This window comes from Klebsiella huaxiensis (assembly GCF_003261575.2).
GTDB lineage: Bacteria > Pseudomonadota > Gammaproteobacteria > Enterobacterales > Enterobacteriaceae > Klebsiella > Klebsiella huaxiensis.
Map to the genome: position 1 here is coordinate 669,730 of NZ_CP036175.1, position 17,919 is coordinate 687,648.

Annotated in this window: 17 protein-coding genes; 11 read left to right on the top strand and 6 right to left on the bottom strand. The window is 51.7% G+C overall.

From position 1 onward, the window contains the following. Positions 1-12: 12 nt before the first annotated feature. The 11 genes from nusA (at position 13) to DA718_RS03300 (ending at position 14,014) form a co-directional block, all read left to right on the top strand. Positions 13-1,500, top strand: a complete 1,488-nt coding sequence (nusA, locus tag DA718_RS03245; protein WP_110272868.1) for a transcription termination factor NusA — start codon at positions 13-15, stop codon at positions 1,498-1,500. Between the two features lie 24 nt (positions 1,501-1,524). Then, positions 1,525-4,215, top strand: a complete 2,691-nt coding sequence (gene infB / locus DA718_RS03250) for a translation initiation factor IF-2 (protein ID WP_112213568.1) — start codon at positions 1,525-1,527, stop codon at positions 4,213-4,215. 93 nt (positions 4,216-4,308) lie between these two features. Then, positions 4,309-4,710: a 30S ribosome-binding factor RbfA gene (gene rbfA, locus DA718_RS03255; RefSeq protein ID WP_110272870.1), complete on the top strand. Its 402-nt coding sequence runs from the start codon at positions 4,309-4,311 to the stop codon at positions 4,708-4,710. After that, positions 4,710-5,654: a tRNA pseudouridine(55) synthase TruB gene (truB, locus tag DA718_RS03260; RefSeq protein ID WP_112213569.1), complete on the top strand. Its 945-nt coding sequence runs from the start codon at positions 4,710-4,712 to the stop codon at positions 5,652-5,654. The genes rbfA and truB overlap by 1 nt, the downstream gene beginning before the upstream one ends. Positions 5,655-5,802: 148 nt before the next feature. Next, positions 5,803-6,072 (top strand): 30S ribosomal protein S15, encoded by a 270-nt coding sequence (gene rpsO, locus DA718_RS03265; protein ID WP_004106090.1) that lies wholly within the window; start codon positions 5,803-5,805, stop codon positions 6,070-6,072. 241 nt (positions 6,073-6,313) lie between these two features. Then, positions 6,314-8,449 (top strand): polyribonucleotide nucleotidyltransferase, encoded by a 2,136-nt coding sequence (gene pnp, locus DA718_RS03275; protein ID WP_112213570.1) that lies wholly within the window; start codon positions 6,314-6,316, stop codon positions 8,447-8,449. Positions 8,450-8,556: 107 nt separating this feature from the next. Continuing rightward, positions 8,557-9,441, top strand: coding sequence for a lipoprotein NlpI (gene nlpI, locus DA718_RS03280; protein ID WP_110272873.1), 885 nt, complete (start codon positions 8,557-8,559; stop codon positions 9,439-9,441). A 102-nt stretch (positions 9,442-9,543) separates the two neighbouring features. Beyond that, positions 9,544-9,624 (top strand): protein YrbN, encoded by an 81-nt coding sequence (yrbN, locus tag DA718_RS03285; protein ID WP_085903200.1) that lies wholly within the window; start codon positions 9,544-9,546, stop codon positions 9,622-9,624. Next, positions 9,617-11,584: a DEAD/DEAH family ATP-dependent RNA helicase gene (locus DA718_RS03290; RefSeq protein ID WP_112213571.1), complete on the top strand. Its 1,968-nt coding sequence runs from the start codon at positions 9,617-9,619 to the stop codon at positions 11,582-11,584. The genes yrbN and DA718_RS03290 overlap by 8 nt, the downstream gene beginning before the upstream one ends. A gap of 145 nt (positions 11,585-11,729) precedes the next feature. Further along, positions 11,730-12,974 carry a tryptophan permease gene (gene mtr, locus DA718_RS03295; RefSeq protein ID WP_112213572.1) on the top strand — a complete coding sequence of 415 codons (1,245 nt, stop codon included), beginning with the start codon at positions 11,730-11,732 and terminating at the stop codon, positions 12,972-12,974. A 98-nt stretch (positions 12,975-13,072) separates the two neighbouring features. Then, complete coding sequence (locus tag DA718_RS03300) at positions 13,073-14,014, top strand: LysR family transcriptional regulator (protein ID WP_112213573.1); 942 nt, start codon at positions 13,073-13,075, stop codon at positions 14,012-14,014. On the opposite strand, the gene DA718_RS03305 is transcribed toward DA718_RS03300, so the two are convergent. The 6 genes from DA718_RS03305 to DA718_RS03330 all read right to left on the bottom strand — a co-directional run bounded on the left by DA718_RS03305 (position 13,977) and on the right by DA718_RS03330 (position 17,909). Next, on the bottom strand, positions 13,977-14,408 hold the full coding sequence (locus tag DA718_RS03305; RefSeq protein WP_112213574.1) for a HutP family protein: 432 nt from the start codon (positions 14,406-14,408) through the stop codon (positions 13,977-13,979). The two genes, DA718_RS03300 and DA718_RS03305, sit on opposite strands and share 38 nt — an antisense overlap. A 43-nt stretch (positions 14,409-14,451) precedes the next feature. Beyond that, a complete protein-coding gene (madM, locus tag DA718_RS03310; RefSeq protein WP_112213575.1) occupies positions 14,452-15,222 on the bottom strand; it encodes a malonate transporter subunit MadM in 771 nt (256 codons plus the stop codon). After that, positions 15,222-15,617, bottom strand: a complete 396-nt coding sequence (gene madL / locus DA718_RS03315) for a malonate transporter subunit MadL (RefSeq protein WP_112213576.1) — start codon at positions 15,615-15,617, stop codon at positions 15,222-15,224. The genes madM and madL overlap by 1 nt, the downstream gene beginning before the upstream one ends. A gap of 266 nt (positions 15,618-15,883) precedes the next feature. Next, positions 15,884-16,102: an acyl-CoA carboxylase biotin carboxyl carrier protein subunit gene (locus DA718_RS03320; protein WP_112213577.1), complete on the bottom strand. Its 219-nt coding sequence runs from the start codon at positions 16,100-16,102 to the stop codon at positions 15,884-15,886. Between the two features lie 20 nt (positions 16,103-16,122). Then, complete coding sequence (mdcG, locus tag DA718_RS03325; protein ID WP_112213578.1) at positions 16,123-16,809, bottom strand: malonate decarboxylase holo-[acyl-carrier-protein] synthase; 687 nt, start codon at positions 16,807-16,809, stop codon at positions 16,123-16,125. Further along, on the bottom strand, positions 16,806-17,909 hold the full coding sequence (locus tag DA718_RS03330) for an acyl carrier protein (protein ID WP_112213579.1): 1,104 nt from the start codon (positions 17,907-17,909) through the stop codon (positions 16,806-16,808). Before DA718_RS03330 ends, mdcG begins: the two co-directional genes overlap by 4 nt. Positions 17,910-17,919 lie beyond the last annotated feature (10 nt).

Genomic DNA, 17,919 nt, shown 5'->3' on the forward strand with positions numbered 1-17,919 from the left:
TGAAAGGCCCCGATGAACAAAGAAATTTTGGCTGTTGTTGAAGCCGTTTCCAACGAAAAGGCGCTGCCACGTGAGAAGATTTTCGAAGCGTTGGAAAGTGCGCTAGCAACGGCTACCAAGAAAAAATACGAGCAAGAGATCGATGTTCGCGTAGAAATCGACCGTAAAAGCGGTGATTTCGATACCTACCGTCGCTGGCTGGTCGTCGAAGAAGTGACAATGCCGACTCGTGAGATCACGCTGGAAGCTGCACGCTACGAAGACGAAAGCATGAATCCTGGCGACTACGTCGAAGATCAGATCGAATCCGTCACTTTTGACCGTATCACTACACAGACAGCGAAGCAGGTTATCGTACAAAAAGTGCGTGAAGCCGAGCGTGCAATGGTCGTCGATCAGTTCCGTGAGCACGAAGGTGAAATTATCACCGGCGTAGTGAAAAAGGTGAATCGCGACAATATTACGCTGGATCTTGGTAGTAATGCTGAAGCTGTGATCCTGCGTGAAGATATGCTGCCGCGTGAAAACTTCCGTCCGGGCGATCGTATCCGTGGTGTACTGTATGCAGTACGCCCAGAAGCACGTGGTGCTCAGCTATTTGTCACCCGTTCTAAACCAGAAATGCTGATCGAATTGTTCCGCATTGAGGTTCCAGAAATTGGTGAAGAAGTTCTCGAAATTAAAGCCGCCGCTCGCGACCCTGGCTCTCGTGCTAAAATCGCAGTGAAAACCAACGACAAGCGTATTGACCCGGTCGGTGCTTGCGTAGGTATGCGCGGTGCGCGCGTTCAGGCAGTTTCAACTGAGCTGGGTGGTGAACGTATCGATATCGTTCTTTGGGACGATAATCCGGCGCAGTTCGTGATTAACGCGATGGCACCGGCTGACGTTGCGTCTATCGTGGTGGATGAAGACAAACACACCATGGATATCGCAGTAGAAGCAGGCAATCTGGCGCAGGCAATTGGTCGTAATGGTCAAAACGTGCGTCTTGCTTCGCAACTGAGTGGTTGGGAACTCAACGTTATGACCGTTGACGACCTACAGGCTAAGCATCAGGCTGAAGCCCATGCAGCAATTGATACCTTCACTAAATATCTTGATATTGATGAAGATTTCGCCACACTGCTGGTTGAAGAAGGTTTCGCCACTCTGGAAGAACTGGCCTACGTGCCAATGAAAGAACTGCTAGAAATTGACGGTCTGGATGAATCCACCGTTGAAGCACTTCGTGAGCGTGCGAAAAATGCGCTGACCACGCTGGCGCTGGCTAAGGAAGAAAGCCTGGGAGACAGCAAACCTGCAGATGATTTATTGAATCTGGAAGGTTTGGACCGCTCTCTGGCATTTACCCTGGCTGCCCGTGGTGTTTGTACGCTGGAAGATCTCGCCGAGCAGGGCATTGATGATCTGGCTGATATCGAAGGCTTAACTGACGAAAAAGCCGGAGAGCTCATCATGGCCGCACGTAATATTTGTTGGTTCGGCGACGAAGCGTAATAAACTGTAGCAGGAAGGAACAGCATGACAGATGTGACCATTAAAGCGCTGGCCTCAGAAATTCAGACCTCTGTGGATCGCCTGATACAGCAATTTGCTGATGCAGGGATTCGCAAATCGGTTGATGATTCTGTGACCGCGCAAGAGAAGCAAACCTTGTTGACGCACCTGAACCGTGAACACGGCTCGGCGCCCGACAAGCTGACGCTGCAGCGCAAAACGCGCAGCACGTTAAATATTCCAGGTACCGGTGGAAAGAGTAAATCGGTACAAATCGAAGTCCGCAAGAAACGCACCTTTGTGAAACGCGATCCGCAAGAGGCTGAACGCCTTGCCGCGGAAGAGCAGGCGCAGCGTGAAGCGGAAGAGCAAGCCCGTCGTGAGGCAGAAGAATCGGCCAAACGCGAGGCGCAATTAAAAGCTGAACGTGAGGCCGCAGAACAAGCTAAACGTGAACTCGCTGAGAAAGCGAAACGTGAAGCCGCGGAAAAAGACAAAGTGAGCAATCAACAAACCGACGATATGACCAAAACCGCCCAGGCTGAGAAGTCCCGCCGCGAGAACGAAGCTGCGGAGCTGAAGCGCAAATCGGAAGAAGAAGCACGCCGCAAACTTGAAGAAGAAGCGCGCCGTGTAGCGGAAGAAGCACGCCGTATGGCTCAAGAAAATGAAAAAAACTGGACTGAAACTCCAGAAACCCCTGAAGAAACTACCGACTATCACGTAACGACTTCTCAGCATGCGCGTCAGGCTGAAGATGATAACGATCGTGAAGTAGAAGGTGGTCGTGGTCGTACCCGTAGTACTAAGGCTGCGCGTCCGGCGAAGAAAGGTAATAAACACGCTGAGTCTAAAGCCGATCGTGAAGAAGCCCGTGCAGCTGTTCGCGGTGGCAAAGGCGGCAAGCATCGTAAAGGTTCTGCTCTGCAACAAGGTTTCCAGAAGCCAGCTCAGGCAGTTAACCGTGATGTTGTGATTGGCGAAACCATCACCGTTGGCGATCTGGCGAACAAAATGGCAGTCAAAGGCTCTCAGGTCATCAAAGCAATGATGAAATTGGGCGCAATGGCTACCATCAACCAGGTCATCGACCAGGAAACCGCACAGCTGGTTGCCGAAGAGATGGGCCACAAAGTGACCCTGCGTCGTGAGAATGAGCTGGAAGAAGCGGTAATGAGCGACCGTGATACTGGCGCTGCTGCTGAACCGCGGGCACCGGTTGTGACCATCATGGGTCACGTCGACCACGGTAAAACTTCTCTGCTCGACTATATTCGTTCAACTAAAGTCGCATCCGGCGAAGCGGGTGGTATTACCCAGCATATCGGTGCTTATCACGTTGAAACTGATAACGGTATGATCACCTTCCTGGATACCCCGGGTCACGCCGCATTTACTTCCATGCGTGCTCGTGGTGCGCAGGCGACAGATATTGTTGTTCTGGTTGTTGCTGCCGATGATGGCGTTATGCCGCAGACTATTGAAGCTATCCAGCACGCGAAAGCGGCGCAGGTTCCTTTAGTCGTTGCGGTAAACAAAATCGACAAACCAGAAGCTGATATGGATCGCGTTAAGAACGAACTGTCCCAGTACGGTGTTATGCCGGAAGAGTGGGGCGGCGAAGCGCAGTTCATCCCTGTATCTGCAAAAGCGGGTACCGGTATTGACGATTTGCTGAATGCTATCCTGCTGCAGGCTGAAGTTCTGGAACTGAAAGCGGTTCGCAATGGTATGGCGAGCGGCGCGGTTATCGAATCCTTCCTTGATAAAGGTCGTGGTCCGGTTGCTACCGTTCTGGTTCGTGAAGGCACGCTGCATAAGGGCGATATCGTTCTGTGTGGCTTCGAGTATGGTCGCGTTCGTGCAATGCGTAACGAACTGGGTCAGGAAGTACTGGAAGCGGGTCCGTCCATTCCGGTTGAAATCCTCGGTCTGTCCGGTGTTCCGGCTGCCGGTGATGAAGTGACCGTTGTTCGTGACGAGAAAAAAGCGCGTGAAGTTGCGTTGTATCGTCAGGGTAAATTCCGCGAAGTTAAGCTGGCGCGTCAGCAGAAGTCTAAACTCGAGAACATGTTTGCTAACATGACCGAAGGCGAAGTTCACGAAGTGAACGTCGTACTGAAAGCGGACGTTCAGGGTTCTGTGGAAGCGATCTCCGATTCTTTACTGAAACTGTCTACCGACGAAGTGAAAGTGAAGATTATCGGTTCCGGCGTAGGTGGTATCACCGAAACCGACGCAACCCTGGCGGCTGCATCCAACGCTATTCTGGTTGGCTTTAACGTACGTGCCGATGCATCTGCCCGTAAAGTTATCGACGCGGAAAGTCTGGATCTGCGCTACTACTCCGTCATCTATCATCTGATCGACGAAGTGAAAGCGGCAATGAGCGGCATGCTGTCTCCGGAACTGAAACAGCAGATTATTGGTCTTGCTGAAGTGCGTGATGTGTTCAAATCACCGAAATTCGGTGCCATCGCGGGCTGTATGGTTACCGAAGGGACGATTAAACGTCATAACCCAATCCGCGTACTGCGTGACAACGTGGTTATCTATGAAGGTGAGCTGGAATCCCTGCGTCGCTTCAAAGATGACGTTAACGAAGTCCGTAACGGCATGGAATGTGGTATCGGTGTTAAGAACTACAACGATGTTCGCGTTGGCGATATGATCGAAGTGTTCGAAATTATCGAGATTCAACGTACCATCGATTAATCGTTTAGTAGGCCGGGGAAGCGCAGCGCCACACCCGGTTATACAAAATTAAAGGGGGCCGCGTGGCCCCCTTATTTGTCTGGAGAATTTATTATGGCGAAAGAATTTGGTCGCCCGCAGCGCGTAGCGCAGGAGATGCAAAAAGAGATTGCTATCATCCTGCAACGCGAAATTAAAGACCCGCGCCTGGGCATGATGACGACCGTTTCCGGCGTGGAAATGTCTCGCGATCTGGCCTATGCCAAAGTGTTTGTTACCTTTCTGAACGACCAGGATGAAGCCGCTGTAAAAGCGGGTATCAAAGCGTTGCAGGAAGCATCCGGTTTTATCCGCTCTCTGCTGGGGAAAGCAATGCGCCTGCGTATCGTTCCTGAGCTGACGTTCTTCTACGACAACTCATTAGTAGAAGGGATGCGCATGTCGAATCTGGTAACCAGCGTGGTGAAGCATGATGATGAACGTCGTGTGAACCCGGACGACAGCAAGGAGGACTAATGAGTCGTCCTCGTCGTCGCGGTCGTGATGTGCACGGCGTATTGTTGCTGGATAAACCGCAAGGTGCGTCCAGTAACGACGTGCTACAGAAAGTAAAACGTATTTATAACGCCAACCGGGCCGGGCACACTGGTGCACTGGATCCTCTTGCGACCGGTATGCTGCCGATTTGCCTTGGGGAAGCGACCAAATTTTCCCAGTATCTGCTGGATTCCGATAAGCGCTACCGTGTGATTGCTAAGCTTGGTCAGCGTACTGATACTTCCGATGCCGATGGGCAGGTCGTGGAAGAACGTGCGATGACCTTTAGCGCGGAACAGCTTGCTGCGGCACTCGACAGCTTCCGTGGGGAAACCCAGCAGGTACCGTCGATGTATTCGGCGCTGAAATACCAAGGGAAAAAACTGTACGAATATGCCCGTCAGGGGATTGAAGTACCACGTGAATCCCGACCAATTACAGTCTATGAGCTACTGTTCATCCGTCATGAAGGTGATGAACTTGAGCTGGAAATTCACTGTTCTAAAGGTACCTACATTCGCACAATTATCGATGATCTAGGTGAGAAACTTGGCTGCGGTGCGCATGTGATTTTCCTGCGTCGTCTTGCGGTCAGTAAATACCCGGTTGAGCGGATGGTGACACTGGAGCAGCTGCAGGCTCTGGTTGAGCAGGCTAATACGCAAGATATTCCAGCAGCGCAGCTTTTGGACCCGTTACTGATGCCAATGGACAGTCCCGCTTCGGATTATCCGCTGGTTAATATTCCGGAAACTTCGGCAGTATACTTTAAAAACGGTAACCCCGTTCGTACCTCGGGCGCGGGGCTGCACGGATTAGTTCGTGTGACCGAAGGTGAAGAAGAAAAGTTTCTTGGCATGGGTGAGATTGACGACGAAGGCCGTGTGGCTCCCCGTCGGCTGGTGGTTGAATACCCTGCCTGAGTGCTTTTCTTGCGATAAAAGGCTGCTGCGAGTAGAATATCGCCGCTTAATGCCCGCCAAAGTGTTTTAACATTTTCGGGTGTTATATCAGGGGTTGCTGAATTAGAGATCGGCACCCTTTCTTTCTTTTAATTTTTGGAGTTTGAAAATGTCTCTAAGCGTTGAAGCTAAAGCAAAAATCGTTTCTGAGTTTGGTCGTGGCGAAAACGACAGCGGTTCTACTGAAGTTCAGGTTGCCCTGCTGACTGCACAGATCAACCACCTGCAAGGTCACTTTGCAGAGCACAAAAAAGATCACCACAGCCGTCGTGGTCTGCTGCGTATGGTTTCTCAGCGTCGTAAACTGCTCGACTACCTGAAACGTAAAGATGTTGCACGTTACTCTTCGCTGATTGAGCGTCTGGGTCTGCGTCGCTAATTCTGCGAGTTTCAGAAAAGGGGCCTCACGGCCCCTTTTTTCGACCGGGCGGCAGCAATTCACTGGAAACTCATGTATTGTTGCTATTAATGATCTTCGTGCAGAGGTTCGCGCGGCTAATGAGAGGCTTCATCCGCAGGGGCGGGTAAAGGTTGTCATTAGTCGCGAGGATGCAGGGGATCGGGTCATTAGATATCGTATCGTGGATACGATGTCATCGATATATAAAAAGGATAGAACTTTGCTTAATCCGATCGTTCGTAAATTCCAGTACGGCCAACATACCGTAACGCTGGAAACTGGCATGATGGCGCGTCAGGCAACTGCCGCCGTAATGGTAAGCATGGATGACACTGCGGTATTTGTTACCGTTGTTGGTCAGAAAAAAGCGAAACCAGGCCAGGACTTCTTTCCGCTGACCGTTAACTATCAGGAGCGTACCTACGCTGCTGGTCGTATTCCGGGTAGCTTCTTCCGTCGTGAAGGCCGTCCGAGTGAAGGCGAAACGTTGATCGCGCGTCTGATTGACCGCCCGGTTCGTCCGCTGTTCCCGGAAGGCTTCGTTAACGAAGTCCAGGTTATTGCAACTGTCGTTTCCGTTAACCCGCAGGTTAACCCGGATATCGTGGCAATGATTGGTGCATCTGCTGCCCTGTCCCTGTCCGGCATTCCGTTCAACGGCCCTATCGGCGCTGCACGTGTTGGTTATCTCAATGACCAATACGTACTGAACCCGACTCAGGACGAGCTGAAGGAAAGCAAGCTGAACCTGGTTGTTGCCGGTACAGAAGGTGCTGTGCTGATGGTTGAATCCGAAGCGGAACTGCTGAGTGAAGACCAGATGCTGGGTGCTGTTGTGTTTGGTCACGATCAGCAGCAGGTTGTTATCCAGGCGATCAACGACCTGGTAAAAGAAGCCGGTAAACCACGCTGGGATTGGCAGCCTGAAGCCGTAAACGAAGCGCTGAATGCGCGGGTTGCTGCGCTGGCTGAAGCTCGCCTGAGCGATGCTTACCGCATCACTGACAAACAAGAGCGTTATGCTCAGGTTGACGTGATCAAATCTGAAACCATCGCTACTCTGGTTGCGGAAGATGAAACCCTGGACGCTAACGAACTGGGTGAAATCCTGCACGCTATCGAGAAAAACGTTGTTCGTAGCCGCGTACTGGCAGGCGAGCCGCGTATTGATGGTCGCGAAAAAGACATGATCCGCGGTCTGGACGTTCGTACTGGCGTACTGCCACGTACTCACGGTTCTGCACTGTTCACCCGTGGCGAAACTCAGGCGCTGGTTACCGCGACCCTTGGCACCACCCGTGATGCACAGAACCTCGACGAGCTGATGGGCGAGCGCACTGACAACTTCCTGTTCCACTACAACTTCCCTCCGTACTGCGTAGGCGAGACTGGCATGGTTGGTTCTCCGAAGCGTCGTGAAATCGGTCATGGTCGTCTGGCGAAACGCGGTGTGCTGGCAGTGATGCCGGATCTGGACAAATTCCCGTACACCGTACGTGTTGTGTCTGAAATCACCGAATCCAATGGTTCTTCTTCCATGGCTTCCGTGTGTGGTGCTTCTCTGGCGCTGATGGACGCAGGTGTGCCGATTAAAGCCGCCGTTGCGGGTATCGCAATGGGTCTGGTGAAAGAAGGCGAGAACTTTGTTGTTCTGTCTGACATCCTTGGCGATGAAGATCACCTGGGCGATATGGACTTCAAAGTGGCGGGTACCCGCGATGGTATCTCTGCGCTGCAGATGGATATCAAAATTGAAGGTATCACCAAAGAGATCATGCAGGTTGCTCTGAACCAGGCTAAAGGTGCGCGTCTGCACATCCTGGGCGTGATGGAACAGGCGATCAACGCGCCGCGCGGCGACATCTCTCAGTTCGCTCCGCGTATCCATACCATTAAGATCAGCCCGGACAAGATCAAAGACGTTATCGGTAAGGGCGGTTCTGTTATTCGTGCTCTGACCGAAGAAACCGGCACTACTATCGAAATCGAAGATGATGGTACTGTGAAGATCGCAGCGACCGACGGTGAGAAAGCGAAGTATGCTATCCGTCGTATCGAAGAGATCACTGCTGAGATCGAAGTTGGCCGTATCTACAATGGTAAAGTGACCCGTATCGTTGACTTTGGCGCGTTTGTTGCCATTGGCGGCGGTAAAGAAGGTCTGGTTCATATTTCTCAAATCGCCGATAAGCGCGTTGAGAAAGTGACTGACTACCTGCAGATGGGTCAGGAAGTACCGGTTAAAGTTCTGGAAGTTGACCGCCAGGGCCGTGTCCGTCTGAGCATTAAAGAAGCAACTGAACAAACTCAGCCTGCGAACGCGCCGGAAGCTCCGGCCGCTGAACAGGGCGAGTAAGGTTGCCGTTTGCCCTCCGCATTGCGGAGGGCGTATTACGGGCAGGACGCCTTGTTTGCAGCCGGGGAACTGGACGTTCATCCAATCGTTGTCTTCGGGAGTGGGAAATGAAGCCTTTTTTGCGCTGGTGTTTCGTGGCGACAGCTCTCACGCTGGCAGGATGCAGCAATTCTGCCTGGCGTAAGGACGCAGTCCTCGCGGTGCCATTGCAACCGACTTTGCAGCAAGAAGTGATTCTGGCGCGCATGGAACAAATTCTTGCCAGTCGGGCTTTAACCGATGACGAACGCGCACAGCTTTTATATGAGCGCGGAGTGTTGTATGATAGTCTCGGTCTGAGGGCATTAGCGCGAAATGATTTTTCACAAGCGCTGGCAATCCGACCAGATATGCCTGAAGTATTCAATTACTTAGGCATTTATTTAACGCAGGCAGGCAATTTTGATGCTGCCTATGAAGCGTTTGATTCTGTACTTGAGCTTGATCCAACTTACAACTACGCGCACTTAAATCGCGGCATCGCTCTGTATTACGGTGGTCGTGCTAAGTTAGCGCAAGATGATCTGCTGGCGTTTTATCAAGACGATCCCAATGATCCTTTCCGAAGCCTGTGGCTTTATCTCGCTGAGCGTAAGCTCGATGAGAAGCAGGCGCTTGAAGCACTGAGACAGCGCTTAGACAAGTCGGACAAAGAACAATGGGGATGGAACATTGTCGGGTTCTACCTTGGCGACATTAGCGAAAAAGAGCTAATGGACCGTCTGAAGGCAGACGCAACGGATAACACCTCGCTCGCTGAGCATCTCAGTGAAACCAACTTCTATTTAGGTAAGTACTACCTAAGTCTGGGGGACAAGGACAGCGCTACGGCACTGTTCAAACTGGCGGTCGCAAACAACGTTCATAACTACGTTGAGCACCGATACGCATTGTTGGAATTATCGCTCTTGGGCCAGGAGCAAGATGACCTGGCAGAATCGGACCAGCAATAGCTGACGAACACATCAGCCCAATTTTTTTATTGCCATCACCTTAACGGGTGAGGGCGTTGTTGTTCGTTAATACACCTACTTTGAGCCGGTTCACACTTTTCAATGAAAATTACCGTAAATTTTCACGATGAGTTATGTAGACTGGCCGCCATTAATTTTGAGGCACACGTACTACATGGCTGAATTCGAAACCACTTTTGCAGATCTGGGCCTGAAGGCTCCCATCCTTGAAGCGCTTAACAATCTGGGTTACGAAAAACCATCTCCGATCCAGGCTGAGTGCATTCCGCATCTTCTGGGCGGCCGTGACGTTCTGGGTATGGCCCAGACGGGTAGCGGTAAAACCGCAGCGTTTTCTTTACCGCTGCTGAACAACCTTGATCCTGAGCTGAAAGCGCCACAGATTCTGGTGCTGGCACCGACCCGCGAACTGGCGGTACAGGTAGCCGAAGCAATGACGGATTTTTCTAAACATATGCGCGGCGTAAACGTGGTTGCCCTTTACGGCGGCCAGCGTTATGACGTGCAGCTACGCGCACTGCGTCAGGGGCCACAAATCGTTGTCGGTACCCCAGGTCGTCTACTGGATCACCTGAAACGCGGTACGCTGGATCTCTCTAAACTGAGCGGTCTGGTACTGGATGAAGCTGACGAAATGCTGCGCATGGGCTTTATCGAAGACGTAGAAACGATTATGGCGCAGATCCCGGAAGGTCATCAGACCGCTCTGTTCTCCGCCACCATGCCGGAAGCGATTCGTCGTATTACCCGCCGCTTTATGAAAGAGCCGCAGGAAGTTCGCATCCAGTCCAGCGTCACTACTCGCCCGGACATCAGCCAGAGCTACTGGACTGCTTACGGTATGCGTAAAAACGAAGCGCTGGTGCGTTTCCTGGAAGCGGAAGATTTTGATGCGGCGATTATTTTCGTGCGTACCAAAAACGCGACCCTGGAAGTGGCCGAAGCGCTGGAGCGTAGCGGTTATAACAGCGCAGCGCTGAACGGTGACATGAACCAGTCCCTGCGCGAGCAGACTCTGGAACGTCTGAAAGATGGCCGTCTGGATATTCTGATTGCAACCGACGTGGCAGCACGTGGTCTGGACGTTGAGCGTATCAGCCTGGTTGTTAACTACGATATCCCTATGGATTCAGAATCTTACGTTCACCGTATTGGTCGTACCGGCCGCGCGGGTCGCGCGGGTCGTGCTCTGCTGTTCGTTGAGAACCGCGAGCGTCGTCTGCTGCGTAACATTGAACGCACAATGAAGCTGACTATTCCAGAAGTCGAACTGCCGAACGCAGAGCTGCTGGGCAAACGTCGCCTGGAAAAATTTGCCGCGAAAGTTCAGCAGCAGCTGGAAAGCAGCGATTTGGATCAGTACCGCGCACTGCTGGCGAAAATCCAGCCATCTGCTGAAGGCGAAGAGCTGGATGTTGAAACTCTGGCCGCAGCGCTGCTGAAAATGGCTCAGGGTGAACGTCCGCTGATCCTGCCTCCGGATGCGCCGATGCGTCCGAAGCGTGAGTTCCGTGACCGTGACGATCGTTTCGAGCGTCGTGGCGACCGCAACGATCGTGGCCCGCGCGGTGATCGCCCTGAACGCAGTGGCGAAGATCGTCCTAAGCGTGAGCGTCGTGACGTTGGCGATATGGAACTGTACCGTATTGAAGTGGGCCGTGATGATGGCGTTGAAGTTCGTCATATCGTTGGCGCGATTGCTAACGAAGGCGATATCAGCAGCCGTTACATCGGTAACATTAAGCTGTTTGCTTCTCACTCCACCATCGAGCTGCCGAAAGGCATGCCGGGTGAAGTACTGCAGCACTTTACTCGTACTCGCATTCTGAACAAACCGATGAACATGCAGCTGCTGGGTGATGCTCAGCCGCGTCCTGAGCGCAGCGGCGAACGTCGCGGCGGCGGCGAGCGTCGTGAAGGCGGTCGTGGTTTCGGTGGCGGTGAGCGTCGTGAAAGCCGTGGGTTTGGCGGCGAACGCCGTGAAGGTGGTCGTGGTGATGGTCGTCGTTTCAGCGGCGAGCGTCGTGACGGTGGTAACCGCGCACCGCGCCGCGATGATGCCGGTGCTGCTCCGCGTCGTGATGACTCCGCAGGCCGTCGTCGTTTCGGTGGCGATGCGTAATTAGCATTATCCGCTAACGTAAAGTAAATGATACAGCCCCGATCTTTATGATTGGGGCTTTTTTTATTTCTTTTGTACTCGTGTACTGGTACAGTGCGTCACATTCATAATGAGATAAAGTATTTTCGACTGGAGATTTCGGCAAATGGCGACACTTACCACTACGGCAACCCGACCGTCCTTGTTTGGCGGCGTGGTGATTATCGGCGGGACAATTATTGGCGCGGGTATGTTCTCGCTGCCGGTGGTCATGTCCGGTGCGTGGTTTTTCTGGTCGCTGGCAGCACTGGTTTTTACCTGGTTTTGCATGCTGCATTCCGGATTGATGATCCTTGAAGCAAACCTGAATTATCGGATTGGTTCCAGCTTCGACACTATTACTAAAGATCTGCTTGGCAGAGGCTGGAATCTAATCAATGGCGTATCTATTGCTTTTGTACTTTATATCCTGACCTACGCCTACATCTCCGCCAGCGGCTCGATCCTGCATCATACTTTTGCGGAAATGTCGTTGAACGTTCCGGCTCGAGCCGCAGGCTTTGGTTTTGCGCTGCTGGTTGCGTTTATCGTCTGGTTGAGTACTAAAGCGGTGAGTCGAATGACGGCCATTGTTTTGGGTGCGAAGGTCATTACCTTCTTTCTGACCTTCGGTAGCCTGCTGGGCCACGTTCAGCCGACAACATTGTTTAACGTCGCCGAACAAAATGCTTCGTATATGCCGTACTTGCTGATGACGCTGCCTTTCTGCCTGGCATCTTTTGGCTATCACGGCAACGTGCCGAGCCTGATGAAGTATTACGGCAAGGATCCACGCACTATCGTTAAGTGCTTGGTTTACGGCACGCTGCTGGCGCTGGGGCTGTATGTCGTTTGGCTGCTGGTGACGATGGGTAACATTCCACGTCCGGAATTTATCGGTATTGCACAGAAGGGTGGCAATATTGATGTGCTGGTTCAGGCGCTGAGCGGTGTATTGAATAGCCGTAGTCTGGATCTGCTGTTAGTTATCTTCTCAAACTTTGCGGTTGCCAGTTCATTCCTTGGCGTCACTCTCGGCCTGTTTGATTATCTGGCAGATTTGTTCGGTTTTGATGATTCCGCGTTAGGGCGCTTTAAAACCGCGATTCTCACTTTTATGCCGCCGATGATTGGTGGCCTGCTGTGGCCGAATGGTTTTCTGTATGCCATCGGATATGCGGGTCTGGCAGCCACAATCTGGGCGGCAATTGTACCGGCGCTGTTAGCTCGTGCATCGCGTAAACGTTTTGGTAGCCCGTTGTTTCGCGTTTGGGGTGGAAAGCCGATGATTGCGCTGGTTTTACTGTTCGGTTTGGGTAACGTCATAGTGCATTTCCTGTCGAGTTTTAATGTATTACCGACTTATCAATAATTGAATTTATAGCCGAGCCAGATTTAACGATCTGGCTCAAAAAATATTCTCTTAATTTCTCTTACTATAAATATTGTCTTGAATAAGGGAATATTTATATGCTGAATAATGATATTACTCTGCGGAAACTCGAGATCTTCCTTAGCTATATGGAATCGATGAATATATCGAAAACAGCAGAGCTGATGAACATTTCATCCGTTAGTGTCCATCGTGCTCTTCATTCACTGGAGGATAATTTACGCTGCCCTTTGTTTACCCATAATGGTCGGAACCTTCATCCTTTGCCTGGTGCATGGGTTATGCAGAAACAAGCTCGGGAAGTGATTAACTCGATGGAGCGATGTATTTATCTTACTCGCGAAGCCTCTGGATATCACACTCAGGTTCTACGATTGGGATTACTATATTCACTTGTATTAAAGACTGCGCCACAAATTGTCCAGGGGCTAAAAAAACGTTGTCCGGATCTTACGATTGAATTCATCATGAACTCTAATAAGAAATTACTAGAAGCCCTTAACGAAGGGAAGATTGATGCAGTCCTGATTTCGACGCCCGATGATTACAACGTTCAGCTATTCGAAACATGGACAATATTCTCTGATTCAATTTTCCTTGCGGTACCGGTTACGGATGCTGACAGTTTATCTACACCTGTTGATTTACGGCATCTACAAAATAAAAAATTTATTGCCTTAAGCGAAGGTTTTGCCACCTGGCGAGGTTTTCAGGAAGCGTTTCAGATTGCCGGATTTACCCCTGATATTACCGTTCGGGTTCATGATGTATTTTCATTGATGAGTATGGTTAATGCCGGAGTGGGTTATACCTTGATCCCCGGGCGGATGAGCGGGTTGTTCAGAAGCGGAATTCGCCTGCTGCCGTTGCAGGAACCCTATCGGATGGAGCAGGAAATCTCGCTGGTCTTCCCTCGTAGCCAGGAAAATCACCCTGGCTTGCTGTCTTTGTTAGCCGAGTGCCGCATGTATGCAAGGCAGCTTATGATGGAGAAAAACGACACAGAGAAAACCCCATGAGCTCCTGGCTTAGCCGTTGATATACCACCGTTTCGCCGTAAATAGAGACGGCAAGCCATCGCGGATTACTCACCAAGGCGATTTTGATTCTGATACGATCGCCATTAATGTTGTTGGCTAAGGCATGGCTAAGCGCCTGATGGCTGGCCTGGCATAGTGTAAAGATGGCGGTCTCCTGCCGGGTAATAATCTGGTGCTTAAAGGCGCAGCCAATGACGCAGCGCTGTAGCTTAGCTTTTATCTCATCTGATGCTCCCGCCATAAAAGCAAAACCGACCTTATGCTCAGGCTTATCGGTCGTCAGTTTCTGACGAAAATTCTCTTCATCTTCTTGCGTGCAAAGTGAGGCCAGAAGCGCAATTTGTCCAGGCTTCATTCGCTGAAATGAATACATAGATATCCCTTGTGCCTGCCGCGATGGCAGCAGGCGTGTGTTATTAAAAGAAGGGGGTTAAAGAGAGATAGAGCGCTGATGGCGCCAGTAGACATCCGAGCCCGGTATAAAACGTCGCCGTCATCGCGCCATAGGGAACCAGTTTGGGGTCGGTCGCGGCCAGACCTGCGGCAACGCCACTGGTGGAACCCATTAATCCGCCGTAAACAATGGCAGCGGCTGGTGAATTTAAACCTGCGGCTTTCGCTACCAGCGGCGTTAATATCATGACAGCAATGGATTTAATGACACCCGCGGCGATGCTAAGTGCAATAACATCGGAGCTCGCGCCGAGCGCTGCGCCAGTCACCGGGCCAACGATAAAGGTCACGGCCCCAGCACCGATGGTCGCCATACTGATCGCATCTGTATAGCCAAAAGCCCATGCGACAATTGCGCCAAGGTAAAAAGAGAGCACGGTTGAGATAACCAATGCCAGCGCGCCTGCAATCCCGGCTTTTTTCAGCTCTTCAAGCTTTACGCCGAAGGCGGTAGAGATGATGGCGAAATCGCGGAACATGCCGCCGCCCATCAGTGCAATACCGCTGAAGAGGCTGATGTCGGCAATGCCCTTTTTACCGCCGGTCAGTTCCCCGCCAAGCCATGCCAGCAGTAGCCCGGCGACGATCGCGATAGCCGAACTATGAATCTTGCCGCGAAGCAGATGCGTAGAGATCCAGCTTGCTGCCCAGCACACGATCCCCACCACGACAAAGGCGGTAATCAAGCCGTTGCTGGTGAAGTTACCGGTAAGAATCTTTGTAAGCTGCTCCATTATTTGCATTCCTCGCTAACGGCGGAACTTCCCTGAACACCACGACCGCCGATTTTGCTTAACGGTTTAATCAGCAGGAAGCCGATGAAAACGGCACCCAGGCCTGCAATGAGCGCAACCGGACCGCCTTTGAGCGCGGCAATAACATTTTGGTTTGCGGACATAGCGACGACTATCGGAATATACATTGCATTCCAGAAACCGACTCCTTGTTCAGCCGGTTTCGATAGTAATCCTTTTTCCGTCAGCTTTTGCGAAGCGACTACCAGAAATAACATGGCAAAGCCAATACCGCCGATATTGGCCGAAATACCCAGCAGCAGACCCAGAAGATCGCCGATGATTAATCCGGCGAACATGCACAATCCCATTAACATCAATCCGTAAATAATCATGATGTTTCTCTTTGTCTATCCATACTAAAAGCGAATAACACAAAACGGTTTGATGATACCCGCATTGGGGAAATGATAAGAAAATAAATCAGCGGCTTTTAGTATAGCGATTTTTATTTGCAGACATTCATAAGAACACAGTTTTTCTCAGTCACTATGATTTATCATATCAGCAAGCGAAGCGCTTACTGATATGACATTAACATAGAAATAATCTCACAATAGAATGTCGCATTGTTTTTTAATTAAATGCGTACTAACTCACTTTACTCTGCAACGATTTCAAATAATACCATGCCTGGGTTGATGCGGTCGCCCACATTAACCGCGAGCGTTTTTAATATTCCGCTCTCTGGTGAAGCAACAGGCATCTTCATTTTCATGGCTTCCAGCACAATAACCACCTGGCCTTTTTCGATTTTATCCCCTGCAGCCGCTTTCACTTCATCAACCACGCCCGGAACTTTTGATTTAACTTCTGACATATTAATTTCCTTTGATATATTTAACGGAAAAATGTTCTCATTGCTGCCGCGATCTGCTGTCGCGATATTAATTGAACATCATTCTCACTTTTAGCCAGCAGAGTTGAGCTTCCACTGAACCATTCTTTGATATTGATGGCGTATCCATCGGATAAACACATCTCGCCATCGATACGTAACTGAAATTGCCGTTCTATATTGCATATGCTGGCCCAGCATTCGTTAAGGCCCATCAATGAGCTGGGAACAAGACGAATATCCAGATCGGAATGAGCATCAGTCCATTGCCATGGAGTAACGATTTCCAGTGCCACCGACCCCCATACCCCGAGCTGAATTTCCGGCCAGCACCACCCCTGAGCTAACACATTAAATGCACGTATCGCATCAGTGCGTCCGGCAACCGAAAGCGAGGCCGTTTGCTCTGGTGTTGAGGTACGCGTTATTGCCGATGACGCCACCTCTGTAGCCAGACGTAAACGCCGCTCTTGCCAGCGCAGAGGGAAACAAAAACCCAGTGGAGTCAGCCCTTCATGCCGTTCGCCACGACGCACAATCCCCGGCAGCGACCCGCTCAACAGACATTCCCGAACTTGTCGCCGAAGCTCGGCTGGAAGCTTGCTGAATGTACTCTCGAGCCGTGCCGCAATAGCATCCAGCGCCGAAGATTCCAGCCAGCACAGGGTATGCCGTTGCAGGGGCATCATCGTGCTTTACACCACGCCGGATCGTTTTTCGCCTGCTGCTGCAAATCCCGTTGTGCCTGTAGCAGAGCGTCGAACTGGGCCGTTGCCTGCGGGCCGATAATATCGACAGGCGAGACTCCTGCAGTACATTCGCCGGGGATCATTTTTGGCCAGAGCCGGATATGCGTTGCGCCAGCTTCGGTTTTCAACTGCGTCGAGACGTGACAAATTCGCCCCTTGATGCGCAAGATTGTCCGCGCTGTGCGTTCAACTATCTCCCGACTTTGCGCAGTGGTTGCCATCACCACCATGTCGTACTCCGGCGTGGTGCGCTGGCGCTTCCAGGTCTGGATTTTCCCCTGCGGATTGCAAAGATGCCCGCTTGCAGCGAGGGGAAAACTGTCGCCAGTCGGCAAACCGCCCACCACGGCCTCCCGCCAGTCGCCACCCTGCGGAGCGTGGACCAGCGAAATATCATCGCGTAGCGGGACGCCATCAAGCACCAGCCAGCCGAACTCCTGACAGCCATAAATGTCATGCAGCGCATAGCCCAGCGAAGCCGCCAGCGGAACCAGTTCTTCATCCAACGGCGTTCCTGCGGTTATCAAGGTCAACTTTTTCGGCAACCTGTCCGCCAGATCCATCTTCAGTGCCTGCTCCAGGGTAGCGCGTAAAAATGAGGACTCTCCCACCACCACGTCCGGCGACTGCTGGCACAGGGCGATAAGCAGCGCATCCCGGCAGGAGCGGGATAAAAACGACCAGTGAAGGCCGTTCTCGTCCAGCGCCTGGCGAGTAAACACGTTAACCAGCGGCGCATAGGTCACCAGCACGTTCTGCCCTGCGGTAACGCCGCATTCAGCCAGCGCCCGTTTTCCGGCGGCGGCGCGCAGCGTTAGCTCGCTGTGCGTAACACCGACGATATTCTGAAACGCGCTGCTGCCGGTAGTGAAGGTGACCAGCGCCAGGTTGAGCGGCGTATGGATCTCTTCAATAACGTGCGCCGCCGTCGGGCCGGCAATGCCTTTGTCGTTCAGCGTCCGGCGCGGCATCTCTTCAAATGAAGGAATACCGGGCTGCGCCTGGGTCAGCCATTCGAGCGTGGTGATGGGATCGTTCATATTACTTTTC

Excerpts from the sequence above, each read along its gene's own strand:
- infB (WP_112213568.1), top strand. The coding sequence starts at position 1,525 with ATGACAGATGTGACCATTAAAGCGCTGGCCTCAGAAATTCAGACCTCT.
- DA718_RS03330 (WP_112213579.1), bottom strand. The coding sequence starts at position 17,909 with ATGAACGATCCCATCACCACGCTCGAATGGCTGACCCAGGCGCAGCCC.
- nlpI (WP_110272873.1), top strand. The coding sequence starts at position 8,557 with ATGAAGCCTTTTTTGCGCTGGTGTTTCGTGGCGACAGCTCTCACGCTG.
- yrbN (WP_085903200.1), top strand. The coding sequence starts at position 9,544 with ATGAAAATTACCGTAAATTTTCACGATGAGTTATGTAGACTGGCCGCC.
- DA718_RS03320 (WP_112213577.1), bottom strand. The coding sequence starts at position 16,102 with ATGTCAGAAGTTAAATCAAAAGTTCCGGGCGTGGTTGATGAAGTGAAA.
- mdcG (WP_112213578.1), bottom strand. The coding sequence starts at position 16,809 with ATGATGCCCCTGCAACGGCATACCCTGTGCTGGCTGGAATCTTCGGCG.
- DA718_RS03300 (WP_112213573.1), top strand. The coding sequence starts at position 13,073 with ATGCTGAATAATGATATTACTCTGCGGAAACTCGAGATCTTCCTTAGC.
- madL (WP_112213576.1), bottom strand. The coding sequence starts at position 15,617 with ATGATTATTTACGGATTGATGTTAATGGGATTGTGCATGTTCGCCGGA.
- madM (WP_112213575.1), bottom strand. The coding sequence starts at position 15,222 with ATGGAGCAGCTTACAAAGATTCTTACCGGTAACTTCACCAGCAACGGC.
- nusA (WP_110272868.1), top strand. The coding sequence starts at position 13 with ATGAACAAAGAAATTTTGGCTGTTGTTGAAGCCGTTTCCAACGAAAAG.
- rpsO (WP_004106090.1), top strand. The coding sequence starts at position 5,803 with ATGTCTCTAAGCGTTGAAGCTAAAGCAAAAATCGTTTCTGAGTTTGGT.
- mtr (WP_112213572.1), top strand. The coding sequence starts at position 11,730 with ATGGCGACACTTACCACTACGGCAACCCGACCGTCCTTGTTTGGCGGC.
- DA718_RS03305 (WP_112213574.1), bottom strand. The coding sequence starts at position 14,408 with ATGTATTCATTTCAGCGAATGAAGCCTGGACAAATTGCGCTTCTGGCC.
- rbfA (WP_110272870.1), top strand. The coding sequence starts at position 4,309 with ATGGCGAAAGAATTTGGTCGCCCGCAGCGCGTAGCGCAGGAGATGCAA.
- DA718_RS03290 (WP_112213571.1), top strand. The coding sequence starts at position 9,617 with ATGGCTGAATTCGAAACCACTTTTGCAGATCTGGGCCTGAAGGCTCCC.
- truB (WP_112213569.1), top strand. The coding sequence starts at position 4,710 with ATGAGTCGTCCTCGTCGTCGCGGTCGTGATGTGCACGGCGTATTGTTG.